The organism is Vibrio sp. R10-SG3-ISO10, assembly GCF_059834185.1.
Genome location: NZ_JCBDHG010000024.1, coordinates 1 through 12,547, shown reverse-complemented (window position 1 = coordinate 12,547; position 12,547 = coordinate 1). Strand labels below are relative to the sequence as shown.

The following is a 12,547-nucleotide window of genomic DNA, read 5'->3' as shown; positions in this document are numbered from 1 at the left end:
ATGGCAATACTTAAAGCTGAACACTTAGCCAAAACTTACGGCAATCGTACCGTTGTTACCGATGTAAGTTTGCAAGTGGAATCGGGGCAGATTGTTGGTCTTTTAGGTCCAAACGGGGCAGGTAAAACAACCTCGTTTTATATGATTGTTGGCCTAGTCGCACGTGACCAAGGTGCGATTACTATCGACGGCGAAGACATCAGTATCCTGCCGATGCATAGCCGCTCACGCATGGGTATTGGCTATCTTCCTCAGGAAGCTTCTATCTTCCGTAAATTGTCCGTTGAAGACAACATTATGGCGGTTTTGGAAACTCGTGAAGAGATGACTCGCGAAGAGCGCCAAGACAAGCTAGAGGATTTGTTAGAAGAATTCCACATTCAGCACATACGCCACAGCGCGGGTATGGCATTATCAGGGGGTGAGCGTCGCCGTGTAGAAATTGCACGAGCCCTAGCAGCCAACCCTCAATTCATTCTGTTGGATGAGCCGTTTGCAGGTGTTGACCCGATCTCTGTTATCGACATTAAAAAGATCATTGAACATTTAAGAGATCGTGGACTAGGTGTACTGATTACTGACCACAACGTTCGTGAAACACTGGATGTATGTGAAAAAGCTTACATTGTAAGCCAAGGTCACCTCATCGCAGAAGGTACACCAGACCAAGTGCTCAACAACGAGCAAGTGAAACAAGTTTATCTCGGCGAACAATTCCGTCTATGATTAAAGGGAAGAACGGTAAGATTCTCCAGCATTAAGGCAAGTAATACTGAATGAAACCCTCATTACAACTCAAGCTAGGACAGCAGTTAGCGATGACACCTCAATTGCAGCAAGCGATTCGTTTGTTGCAGCTGTCGACGCTAGATCTTCAACAAGAGATTCAAGAAGCTTTGGATTCAAACCCTCTACTAGAGGTTGAAGAAACCAGTGATGAGCCATCTGCTGAAGAAACAAGCCGCAATGAAGAGAAAGAGCCCACCGTTGAGCTTGCAGAAACAGCAGAACCTGATGTTAAAGACAGCTCAGAGCTGATTGAAAAATCTGAAATCAGTAACGACCTCGAAATTGATACCACTTGGGAAGATGTCTACAGTGCTAACACGGGCAGTACCGGTATTGCTCTTGATGATGACGCCCCTGTTTACCAAGGTGAGACTACTCAGTCTCTGCAAGACTACCTGATCTGGCAATTAGACCTTACGCCATTTAGTGAAACAGACCGTACTATCGCCTTAGCACTGATCGATGCCATTGATGACTATGGCTACTTAACCGTCTCAACTGAGGACATCCTTGAAAGTTTCAATAACGAAGAGATTGAGATCGAAGAGATTGAAGCGGTACGTAAACGTATCCAACAATTTGATCCACTCGGCGTTGCCTCTAATAACCTCCAAGACTGTTTGTTACTTCAGTTAGCTACCTTCCCAGAAGATACACCTTGGCTAACAGAAGCTAAGTTAGTACTGACTAATCATATTGATCAGTTAGGTAACCGTGATTACAAACTGGTCATAAAAGAGACTAAGCTAAAAGAAGCAGAGCTACGTGAAGTGCTCAAGCTAATTCAACAGCTTGACCCAAGACCGGGAAGCCGCATAGCCCCTGACCATGCTGAATATGTCATTCCAGATGTGTCCGTATTTAAGGACCACGGAAAATGGGTAGTCACCATCAACCCTGATTCAGTACCAAGATTGAAGGTCAACCAGCAATATGCCGCGCTGGGTAAAGGTAATAATGCGGATAGCCAGTACATTCGCAGTAATCTGCAAGAAGCAAAATGGCTAATTAAAAGCTTAGAAAGTAGAAATGAGACGTTACTCAAAGTTGCTAAGTGTATTGTTGAACATCAACGCGATTTCTTTGAGTATGGTGAAGAAGCCATGAAACCAATGGTGCTTAATGATGTTGCGTTAGCTGTCGACATGCATGAGTCCACCATTTCTAGGGTGACAACGCAGAAATATATGCATACCCCTCGTGGCATTTTTGAACTGAAGTACTTCTTTTCAAGCCATGTCAGCACCGACAATGGCGGAGAGTGCTCATCAACTGCAATCCGCGCACTGATTAAAAAACTCGTCGCTGCAGAGAACAGTGCGAAACCACTCAGTGACAGTAAGATTGCAGCTCTACTCGCTGACCAAGGGATTCAGGTCGCTCGTAGGACGATAGCGAAATACCGAGAGTCTTTAGGAATAGCCCCTTCAAGTCAGCGCAAACGCCTGCTTTAGGCCTACAACCGAGAAGGAAAGTCTATGCAAATCAATATTAATGGCCACCACGTTGATCTAACCGATTCAATGCAAGACTACGTAAACGAAAAGTTTCAGAAGCTCGAACGCTTTTTTGACCATATCAACAGTATTCATGTGGTATTAAAAGTTGAAAAACTCCGTCAAATCGCGGAAGCTACCCTTCACGTAAATCAAGCTGAAATCCATGCCTCTTCAGAAGATGAAAACATGTATGCAGCGATCGATTCGCTCGTCGACAAACTTGTTCGACAGCTTAACAAGCACAAAGAAAAGCTAAACGCCCACTAAAACCATGCAACTAAGCGAAATCCTTACATTGAACTGCACCAAAAGTGCAGTTCAATGTACTAGTAAAAAACGAGCCCTTGAAATGATCAGTGAACTTGTTGCTGAACAAACGGGGCAAAACTCAACCGAACTTTTTGAATGTATGCTCAGTCGTGAGAAAATGGGCAGTACTGGCATTGGAAATGGAATAGCCATTCCCCATGCTCGTATGCAATCAAGCGATAAAGCTGTCGCGGTATTGCTACAGTGTGAATCGCCTGTTGAGTTTGACGCAATTGACAATCGCCCTGTCGACCTACTTTTTGCTCTACTCGTGCCAGATGCACAATGTAAAGAGCACCTAAAAACACTTTCGAGTATGGCGGAACGTCTAAACGATAAACAGATCCTCAAACAACTGCGTAAAGCTCAGTCAGACCAAGAGCTCTACGACATCATGGTTAACCAATAATGCGCCTTATCGTTGTTAGCGGTCAGTCCGGTGCAGGTAAAAGCGTTGCGTTACGCGTACTGGAGGACTTAGGTTACTACTGCGTAGATAATCTGCCAGTCGACCTGCTTGAAGTCTTTGTTCAATCGGTACAAACCAGCAAACAGAATGTCGCCGTTAGCATCGATATCCGTAACTTACCGACTGAACCAAACTTAGTCGAAGACGTGTTAACTAAGCTTAAGAAAAGCTCTGACGTCAGCGTGCTATTTTTGGATGCCAATAAAGAGACGCTGCTAAAACGCTACAGCGAAACACGTCGAATTCATCCTTTATCACTCAGCATTGAAAACACCTCGTTAGAGCAGGCGATTGAGAAAGAACGCTGTATCCTCTCTCCTCTCAAAGAGCATGCTGATTTAGTGATCGACAGTAGTAATCAATCTCTGCATGAACTGAGTGAAACGGTACGTATGCGCGTTGAAGGGCGAGAACGCAAAGATCTTGTGATGGTCTTTCAGTCTTTTGGTTTCAAGTACGGTCTGCCAAGCGATGCCGACTACGTGTTTGATGTGCGCTTCTTGCCTAACCCGCACTGGGAACCTGATTTAAGGCCATTAACTGGCTTAGATGCGCCAATCAAATCCTTCTTGGAAGGTCATCATGAAGTGATGGAGCTCAAGCAGCAAATTCAAAAGTTCATTGAACACTGGTTGCCAATGCTAGAGAAGAACAATCGTAGCTATCTCACCGTAGCGATTGGTTGTACTGGCGGCAAACACCGCTCTGTCTACCTGACTCAGCAAATCGGCGAATACTTTGCACAGATGGGACATCAAGTTCAGATTCGTCACGCTTCACTAGAGAAAAACCACAAGGAATAGTTTATGCAGCAGCAAAGCCGTACTGTCTTAATCCAAAATCGTTTAGGTCTTCACGCTCGTGCTGCTGTAAAACTAGTCGAACTGGCTCAATCCTTTGATGCCATCCTTACTATTCAAAATCATGAAGGCAAAGAAGCGACAGCAGACAGCGTGATGGGACTGCTGATGCTCGAATCAGCGCAAGGCGAGCATGTCACAATCAGCGCTGAAGGCAGTGATGCACACCCTGCACTAGAAGCTGTTTGCCATCTTATTGAAGACAAGTTTGACGAAGACGAGTAATTCGCGACCAATTAGCACTAAATAACCCTCCTTCACAATAACTTATTAAATACATTCTAAAATTAAGTTACTATTCACAGCATTGTAAGCATAGAGAGTCAGGGGGAATGAATGGCAGAGCAAATAGAATTCGATCAAGCTCACCAAGCCCTCCAAGAAGTTACCGAAGCTCTAGAAAATGGTCGTTTTGTCCATGTCCGCCGCCAACTTCAGGACATGGAACCAGAAGATATTGCCCATCTCTTAGAAGCCTCTCCACGTAAAAGTCGTGAAGTCCTTTGGCAACTCACCGATCCGGAAGATTACGGTGAAATTCTTGATGAATTAAACGAAGACGTTAAAGATGATCTGGTGTCTAAGATGGCGCCGGAGATGCTTGCTGAAGCCACAGAAGGTATGGAAACGGATGACGTCGCTTACGTACTCCGAAGCCTTCCTGATGACGTCTCGCGCGAAGTCTTATCCCAAATGGATGCTGCTGAGCGTCTATTGGTTGAAACGGCCCTTTCTTATCCGGAAGACACTGCTGGTAGTTTGATGAACACCGACGTTATCACCATTCGTGGTGATGTCGACGTCGATGTTGTGCTTCGTTATTTGCGTATGAAAGGAGAGCTTCCAGAAGCCACCGATGCTTTGTACGTGATTGATGAAGAGAGCCGTCTGATTGGCGAACTGCCGATCACAACCCTTCTAACCACTCAGCCTGACGTTAAGATCAGCGATGTGATGGAAGATGCCGATGAAGCTATCGATGTCACCATGAGCGACTCTGACATTGCTAGCCTGTTTGAACGACGTAACTGGGTCTCGGCACCTGTTATCGATGAGAACCAACACTTGGTCGGTCGTATCACTATCGATGACGTGGTCGATGTTATCCGTGAAGACGCTGAGCACTCTATGATGAGTATGGCGGGTATGGATGATGACGAAGATACTTTCGCCCCTGTAGTAAAATCAGCGCGTAAACGAAGTATCTGGCTAGGAGCTAACGTTCTCGCTGCCCTTGCTGCCGCATCCGTATCAAATATGTTTGAAGCGACGCTTGACCAAATGGCGGCAATTGCTGTCTTGATGACCATAGTTCCTTCTATGGGCGGCGTCGCGGGTAACCAAACTGTTGCTCTTGTGATCCGTGGTTTAGCACTTGGTCATATCGGTGATGCCAACAAACGTGAACTGCTGATGAAAGAGGCTGCAATCGGCCTGCTCAATGGCATCATGTGGGCATTGATTATTGGCGGTATCGTTGTCGCTTGGAAAGGAAATTGGATGTTGGGTGGCATTATTTCCGCCGCAATGCTGACCAATTTACTGGTCGCAGGTGTGGCTGGGGTAACCATCCCTATTCTGCTCAAGAAGATGAACATCGACCCGGCACTGGCAGGAGGCATGGCGCTCACAACAGTGACTGACGTTATCGGCCTATCGGTCTTCCTTGGCTTAGCAACCATCATGATTTAACCAGACTTTCAGAGACTAAAAAGCGCAGCTCATAAGCTGCGCTTTTTGTTTCTTTATTTAGAACTAGTTAAGGTTTGGCCCTAACCATTTCTCGGCTTCGAGCATATCCCAACCTTTACGGTCCGCGTAGCTTTGCGCTTGATCCTGTTGGATTTGCGCGATCGCAAAGTAACGAGAATCTGGGTGAGAGAAATACCAACCAGAAACAGACGCGCCTGGCCACATCGCATAGCTTGTCGTCAGTGACATATCGATGGTCTCTTCAACTTTAAGCAGATCCCACAGAGAGCCTTTCTCAGTATGTTCAGGACAAGCTGGGTAACCAGGAGCAGGACGAATCCCCTGATACTTCTCACGGATCAGTTCATCGTTCGATAAGTTCTCATCTGCAGAATAGCCCCAGATTTCTTTACGTACCTGCTCATGTAAGTACTCGGCAAATGCCTCAGCTAAGCGATCGGCCACCGCCTGAATCATGATGGCGTTATAGTCGTCACCAGCCGCCTTATACTGGTCAGCGAGTTCGCGCTCACCAATACCACCCGTCACGGCAAACGCACCAATCCAGTCCTTCTTACCTGACTGTTTAGGGGCAATATAATCAGATAGGCAGTAGTTAAAGCCTTTTGGCTTCTCTGTTTGCTGACGCAGGTTATACAACACTTTGGCCACTTCAGTGCGTGACTCATCGGTGTACACCTCAATATCATCGCCAACACTTGCTGCAGGGAACAGCGCACACATGCCCCGTGCTTTAAGTAGACCTTCTTTCTCTACTCGATCTAACAGATCATTGGCATCTTTAAACAGACGCTTCGCCTCTTCACCGACTTCTTCATGATCTAAAATCGCTGGGTACTTACCGACAAGCGACCAAGTCATAAAGAAAGGCGTCCAGTCAATGTAGTTGCGCAGTGTGGCAACATCAAAATCATCGAACACATGAACACCCGGCTTAGCAGGCTCTGGAGGTGTATAGCTCTCCCAATCAATCGCCACTTTGTTAGCACGCGCTTGTTCAAGAGTCACAGGCTTAGTTCTTGGCTTCTTACGATTGTGTTGGTCACGAACACGGACGTAGTCAGCATCTAACTTCTCGACGAAAGCAGGACGCAGCTCATCTGACAGCAGTGAAGTACACACACCAACTGCTCTCGAAGCATTGTTTACATACACCACGGGATGTTTGTAGTTTTGCTCAATCTTAACCGCAGTGTGGGCTTTCGATGTCGTCGCGCCACCAATAAGCAGTGGCAAGTCAAAGTCGAGACGCTCCATCTCTTTTGCCACATGAACCATTTCATCCAATGAAGGAGTAATCAGGCCGGACAGACCAATAATATCGACATTTTCTTCTTTGGCGACTTTGAGGATCTGCTCACACGGCACCATTACACCAAGATCGATGATCTCGTAGTTATTACACTGTAGAACAACACCAACAATGTTCTTACCAATATCGTGAACATCACCTTTTACTGTCGCGAGAAGAATTTTACCGTTCGACGAGCCCGCTTGCTTAGAGGCATTAATAAAAGGTTCTAAGTGAGCCACCGCCTGCTTCATCACGCGGGCAGACTTAACTACCTGAGGTAAGAACATCTTACCTTCGCCAAACAGGTCACCTACCACGTTCATGCCGTCCATTAGTGGACCTTCAATCACCTCTAACGGCTTGCTCGCATTAACTCGCGCCTCTTCGGTGTCTTCAACAATAAACTCGGTGATACCTTTAACTAGCGCATGCTCTAAACGCTTCTCAACTGACCAAGTACGCCATTCAAGCGCCGAGGCATCTTCTTCTTTTCCGACGCCTTTACCTGCATATTCAGCGGCAATATCGAGCAGTCGCTCTGTACCATCATCGCGTCGGTTTAGAACCACATCTTCCACCGCTTCACGCAATTTGTCGGGTACGTTGTCGTAAATTTCAAGCTGACCTGCGTTAACGATGCCCATGTCCATACCGTTCTTGAAACAGTGGTATAAGAACACCGCGTGAATCGCTTCACGGACGTAGTTATTGCCGCGGAATGAGAATGAAACGTTCGAGACACCGCCAGAGATCATCGCGTAAGGTAGGTCACGCTTGATGTCCGCAACCGCTTCAATAAAGTCTACTGCATAGTTGTTATGTTCTTCGATACCAGTGGCAACAGCAAAAATGTTCGGGTCGAAGATGATATCTTCAGGTGGGAAACCAATTTCATCAACCAAGATATTGTACGCATTAGTACAGATTTCCAGTTTTCGTTCACGCGTTTCTGCCTGACCAACTTCATCAAACGCCATCACGATAACAGCCGCACCATAGCGACGAATCAGCTTAGCTTGCTCAACAAACTTCTCTTTACCTTCCTTGAGTGAGATGGAATTCACGATGCCTTTACCCTGAATACACTTCAAGCCAGCTTCGATAACCTCCCACTTAGAGGAGTCGACCATGATAGGCACTTTGGAAATTTCTGGCTCAGAGGCACACAGGTTGAGGAAACGCACCATACATGCTTCAGCATCAAGCATGCCTTCATCCATGTTGATATCGATGATTTGCGCACCATTCTCGACTTGCTGGCGTGCAACCTCTAACGCCTCATCATAAAGCTCTTCTTTGATCAGACGTTTAAAGCGCGCAGAACCCGTTACGTTAGTTCGTTCACCAACGTTAACAAACAGGGTTTCTTTTTCAATCGTAAGTGGCTCAAGACCAGATAGACGACAAGCCGTAATAAGCTCTGGTAATGCGCGCGGTTTTACTCCTTCTACCGCGATAGCCATTTGGCGGATATGCTCTGGAGTCGTACCACAACAACCGCCAATCAGGTTTAAGAAACCACTCTCAGCCCACTCTTTAACATGCACCGCCATATCTTCAGGCGATAAATCATACTCACCAAAGGCGTTAGGTAAACCCGCATTAGGGTGAGTCGAAACAAATGTCTCTGAAATACGTGAGAGCTCTTCTACATACGGACGTAGCTCGTCAGGGCCTAACGCGCAGTTCAAACCAAATGAGATTGGATTGACGTGACGAAGGGAGTTGTAGAAAGCTTCGGTTGTTTGACCGGAAAGCGTTCGACCTGAAGCATCGGTAATCGTGCCCGATATCATCACTGGCAGTTTGGTACCCAACTCTTCAAACACAGTGTCTACCGCAAAGGCACACGCTTTAGCGTTCAAGGTATCGAAAATGGTCTCGATCAGAATTAAATCTGAGCCACCTTTAATCAGAGCGCGAGTCGACTCTGAATACGCTTCGACGAGCTCATCAAAGCTAACGTTTCGATAGCCGGGATCGTTTACATCGGGTGAAATAGAACATGTGCGGTTGGTTGGGCCCAATACACCTGCAACGTAACGAGGTTTTTCTGGCGTTTTTGCCGTCCACTCATCAGCCGCCTCACGTGCGAGTTTGGCTGCGGCGAAGTTGATCTCTTCGCTTAGGCTTTCCATCTCATAGTCAGCCATTGCAATAGTGGTTGCGTTGAAGGTGTTGGTTTCGAGGATATCTGCACCTGCCTCTAGATAAGCAGAATGGATATCTTTAATAAGCTGAGGCTGAGAAAGAACGAGTAAGTCGTTATTACCTTTTAAATCGCAATGCCAGTCAGCAAAGCGCTCACCTCGATAATCTTGCTCTTCTAATTTGTAATCTTGAATCATGGTGCCCATACCACCATCGATCAGCAAGATACGTTGTTTTAATTGAGCTTCAATCTGTTGCCTTACATTACTTCCCACGGTACAGCCTCATTCCTTTAGTTATCACTCCATCCTATCACACATTAAAAAGGAGTCTAGACGTCTAAAAGACTAAATTGATGACTTAGTTATGACAAAAAAATGTTTGCTATTTGTACATAGTAGGCAGAAAATTCCCATTCATAATTTGTTACATGTCGAGAATCTAATGTCGGTCTATTACACGCTCTGTTTCCTATCAGCTGCAGCTATGTTGATTGCTTTTGTAAACAGCAAGATAGGTAAAATGCAAACCACTATCGCAATCACTGCTGGATCGATGATGCTGTCGCTGTTGATTCTTGTAGCAGGCCAAAATGATTGGTTTCATTTAACAGAAATCGCTTCAAACACAGTGGCGAGCATTAACTTTGAAGATTTCCTACTTAAAGGCATATTGGGTTTTCTCCTTTTTGCCGGTGGTCTAGGTATCAAGCTACCCAATCTCAAAGATCAAAAATGGGAAATCACAGCCTTAGCTCTGGGCGCGACTCTATTCTCGACCTTCTTTATTGGCTTTGTCCTTTATGGTTTCTGTCAGTTTATCGGTATTCAGTTTGACCTAGTTTACTGCCTACTGTTTGGTGCGCTTATCTCACCAACCGACCCAATCGCTGTACTGGCTATCGTTAAAAAGCTCGACGCTCCTAAACGCATCTCTACTCAAATCGAAGGCGAATCTCTATTTAACGATGGTTTTGGCCTAGTTATCTTTGTCACTATCTTTACCATAGCCTTTGGTACCGAAGCGCCTACGGTTGGTAGTGTTACCATGCTGTTTATCCAAGAAGCGCTGGGCGGCATCTTATATGGATTTGCTTTAGGTTTATTGTTCCACTATCTAATCAGCTCTACCGACGATCACTCAATGGAGCTCTTGCTAACCATAGGTATACCAACAGCAGGCTATGCCTTTGCCGAAGTTCTGCATGTTTCTGGACCATTAGCTATGGTCGTATCTGGCATTATGATTGGTAACTGGACCAGATTTATCGGTTTCTCCAAAGAGAGTGAAGATCACCTCGATCACTTCTGGGAACTCGTTGACGAATTCCTTAACGGAGTTCTATTCTTGCTGATTGGTATGTCGATGCTGTTGTTTGAATTCCATAAAGAAGACTGGATTCTAATGGCTTTCTCAGTACCTCTAGTCTTGTCAGCTCGCTACCTAAGTGTTTTCTTGTCATACATTGGCTTTAAGCGTTTTCGAAAATATAACCCTTGGTCGGTCAAGATTCTTACGTGGGGTGGGTTAAGAGGTGGACTGGCATTAGCCATGGCGCTGTCAATTCCATCTGGTATCTGGGTTATTCAAGATAAACTAATCGATGTAAAAGAGATTGTCCTAGTCATGACCTACTCAGTAGTAGTGTTCTCGATATTAGTCCAAGGCTCAACCATCACACCAATGATCGAAAAAGCCAAGCTTGCCCAAAGAGAGATGGACTCCGATAGCAAAGAGGCAGAGTAAGAATAGTAATTTCGAACATTTACAAAGCAAAGGCAGCTAACAAAGCTGCCTTTTTAGTATCTAGAGCTTTTGGATCATAGGTAACATAAAGCTACTTTTCAGTGTTTTCCGTGGCTAGTTTTATTATCGATTTACGCAGTTTAATTAGGATAATACTAGAAAGTGCAGCGCATAAGGTGATGACTGGCGCAGCCATAAGCCTCGCTGTGATGTAACAAGTGTCGCAATGATAGAAGGTCGGCCGTTGTGTTGAGCAACGATACTAGGATGCGGGAACGGACTTCGTCCTACGGAGAACTGGAGAACTGGAGAACTGGAGAACTGGAGAACTGGAGAACTGGAGAACTGGAGAACTGGAGAACTGGTTGATTGTGTCTTCTAGGAGGTAAGTTCTGTCAACACACTTATATTCTGCACCACTCTTCGCCCTACTTCCACCTCTCGCAGGGCGAAGCCCGCTCTCGCATCTCAAGCGAAGCGTTCCCGAGGACGCAGTCCGTTCCATTCCTCTTAAACGCAAGAAGCCCGTTGCGTCAGCAACGGGCTTTTAAAACGACGAAAGCCTAGTCGTGAGACTAGGCTTTCTGAATAAATGGCTGACGGCCGGGCTTTCGGGCAAGCGGGACTCGTTGGTCGCAGACCAAAATAATGCCGCAGATACAAAAAGACCTCAGCATTACTGCTGAGGTCTGGAATAAGTGGCGGAGCGGACGGGACTCGAACCCGCGACCCCCGGCGTGACAGGCCGGTATTCTAACCAACTGAACTACCGCTCCGCACTGGTTAGACTCTTGAGTCTAAATTTAAAGCCTGGCGATGTCCTACTCTCACATGGGGAAGCCCCACACTACCATCGGCGCTAATTCGTTTCACTTCTGAGTTCGGCATGGAATCAGGTGGGTCCAAATCGCTATGGTCGCCAAGCAAATTCTTTAATTCGGAAAGCTGCTATTGTGTTCTCTACACATTCAATTCTGTTCTTGCTTTGAGTCCATCAAAACCCTTTGGGTGTTGTATGGTTAAGCCTCACGGGCAATTAGTACAGGTTAGCTCAACGCCTCACAACGCTTACACACCCTGCCTATCAACGTTCTAGTCTCGAACAACCCTTTAGGACCCTCAAGGGGTCAGGGAAGACTCATCTCAGGGCTCGCTTCCCGCTTAGATGCTTTCAGCGGTTATCGATTCCGAACTTAGCTACCGGGCAATGCGTCTGGCGACACAACCCGAACACCAGAGGTTCGTCCACTCCGGTCCTCTCGTACTAGGAGCAGCCCCCTTCAATCTTCCAACGCCCACGGCAGATAGGGACCGAACTGTCTCACGACGTTCTAAACCCAGCTCGCGTACCACTTTAAATGGCGAACAGCCATACCCTTGGGACCGACTTCAGCCCCAGGATGTGATGAGCCGACATCGAGGTGCCAAACACCGCCGTCGATATGAACTCTTGGGCGGTATCAGCCTGTTATCCCCGGAGTACCTTTTATCCGTTGAGCGATGGCCCTTCCATACAGAACCACCGGATCACTATGACCTGCTTTCGCACCTGCTCGAATTGTCATTCTCGCAGTCAAGCGGGCTTATGCCATTGCACTAACCTCACGATGTCCAACCGTGATTAGCCCACCTTCGTGCTCCTCCGTTACTCTTTGGGAGGAGACCGCCCCAGTCAAACTACCCACCAGGCACTGTCCTCAACCCGGATAACGGGTCT

General features: G+C 46.5%; 9 protein-coding genes, 1 tRNA gene and 2 rRNA genes. 8 read left to right on the top strand and 4 right to left on the bottom strand.

What is annotated here, in order from left to right:
- From lptB to mgtE, 7 genes are all read left to right on the top strand, one after another.
- On the top strand, positions 1 to 726 hold the full coding sequence (lptB, locus tag AC6R16_RS19665) for an LPS export ABC transporter ATP-binding protein (RefSeq protein WP_004748600.1): 726 nt from the start codon (positions 1 to 3) through the stop codon (positions 724 to 726).
- 50 nt (positions 727 to 776) lie between these two features.
- Positions 777 to 2,243, top strand: a complete 1,467-nt coding sequence (locus tag AC6R16_RS19660) for an RNA polymerase factor sigma-54 (RefSeq protein WP_171326062.1) — start codon at positions 777 to 779, stop codon at positions 2,241 to 2,243.
- A 24-nt stretch (positions 2,244 to 2,267) separates the two neighbouring features.
- The gene (hpf, locus tag AC6R16_RS19655) at positions 2,268 to 2,555 is read left to right on the top strand and encodes a ribosome hibernation promoting factor (protein WP_069667687.1); all 288 of its coding nucleotides are present in this window, start codon (positions 2,268 to 2,270) and stop codon (positions 2,553 to 2,555) included.
- 4 nt (positions 2,556 to 2,559) lie between these two features.
- On the top strand, positions 2,560 to 3,006 hold the full coding sequence (gene ptsN / locus AC6R16_RS19650) for a PTS IIA-like nitrogen regulatory protein PtsN (RefSeq protein WP_171326059.1): 447 nt from the start codon (positions 2,560 to 2,562) through the stop codon (positions 3,004 to 3,006).
- Positions 3,006 to 3,869: an RNase adapter RapZ gene (gene rapZ, locus AC6R16_RS19645; protein ID WP_272786200.1), complete on the top strand. Its 864-nt coding sequence runs from the start codon at positions 3,006 to 3,008 to the stop codon at positions 3,867 to 3,869. The genes ptsN and rapZ overlap by 1 nt, the downstream gene beginning before the upstream one ends.
- A 3-nt stretch (positions 3,870 to 3,872) precedes the next feature.
- Positions 3,873 to 4,151 (top strand): HPr family phosphocarrier protein, encoded by a 279-nt coding sequence (locus tag AC6R16_RS19640; RefSeq protein ID WP_004409805.1) that lies wholly within the window; start codon positions 3,873 to 3,875, stop codon positions 4,149 to 4,151.
- A gap of 111 nt (positions 4,152 to 4,262) precedes the next feature.
- Entirely contained in the window at positions 4,263 to 5,618 is a 1,356-nt protein-coding gene (gene mgtE, locus AC6R16_RS19635) for a magnesium transporter (RefSeq protein ID WP_004748609.1), read from the top strand.
- 63 nt (positions 5,619 to 5,681) lie between these two features.
- On the opposite strand, the gene metH is transcribed toward mgtE, so the two are convergent.
- Positions 5,682 to 9,359, bottom strand: coding sequence for a methionine synthase (metH, locus tag AC6R16_RS19630; RefSeq protein WP_500675489.1), 3,678 nt, complete (start codon positions 9,357 to 9,359; stop codon positions 5,682 to 5,684).
- Between the two features lie 169 nt (positions 9,360 to 9,528).
- Here metH and AC6R16_RS19625 point away from each other — a divergent pair, with 169 nt between their 5' ends.
- The gene (locus AC6R16_RS19625; RefSeq protein WP_500675488.1) at positions 9,529 to 10,830 is read left to right on the top strand and encodes a cation:proton antiporter; all 1,302 of its coding nucleotides are present in this window, start codon (positions 9,529 to 9,531) and stop codon (positions 10,828 to 10,830) included.
- Positions 10,831 to 11,529: 699 nt separating this feature from the next.
- On the opposite strand, the gene AC6R16_RS19620 is transcribed toward AC6R16_RS19625, so the two are convergent.
- The 3 genes from AC6R16_RS19620 to AC6R16_RS19610 all read right to left on the bottom strand — a co-directional run.
- Positions 11,530 to 11,606 (bottom strand) — tRNA-Asp (locus AC6R16_RS19620).
- Positions 11,607 to 11,638: 32 nt separating this feature from the next.
- A 5S ribosomal RNA gene (gene rrf, locus AC6R16_RS19615) occupies positions 11,639 to 11,754 on the bottom strand.
- A 91-nt stretch (positions 11,755 to 11,845) separates the two neighbouring features.
- Positions 11,846 to 12,547 (bottom strand): 23S ribosomal RNA (locus tag AC6R16_RS19610); the annotation flags it as partial.

Coding starts and splice junctions, on each gene's coding strand:
- AC6R16_RS19660 (WP_171326062.1), top strand. CDS start 777: ATGAAACCCTCATTACAACTCAAGCTAGGACAGCAGTTAGCGATGACA.
- mgtE (WP_004748609.1), top strand. CDS start 4,263: ATGGCAGAGCAAATAGAATTCGATCAAGCTCACCAAGCCCTCCAAGAA.
- lptB (WP_004748600.1), top strand. CDS start 1: ATGGCAATACTTAAAGCTGAACACTTAGCCAAAACTTACGGCAATCGT.
- AC6R16_RS19625 (WP_500675488.1), top strand. CDS start 9,529: ATGTCGGTCTATTACACGCTCTGTTTCCTATCAGCTGCAGCTATGTTG.
- AC6R16_RS19640 (WP_004409805.1), top strand. CDS start 3,873: ATGCAGCAGCAAAGCCGTACTGTCTTAATCCAAAATCGTTTAGGTCTT.
- hpf (WP_069667687.1), top strand. CDS start 2,268: ATGCAAATCAATATTAATGGCCACCACGTTGATCTAACCGATTCAATG.
- ptsN (WP_171326059.1), top strand. CDS start 2,560: ATGCAACTAAGCGAAATCCTTACATTGAACTGCACCAAAAGTGCAGTT.
- rapZ (WP_272786200.1), top strand. CDS start 3,006: ATGCGCCTTATCGTTGTTAGCGGTCAGTCCGGTGCAGGTAAAAGCGTT.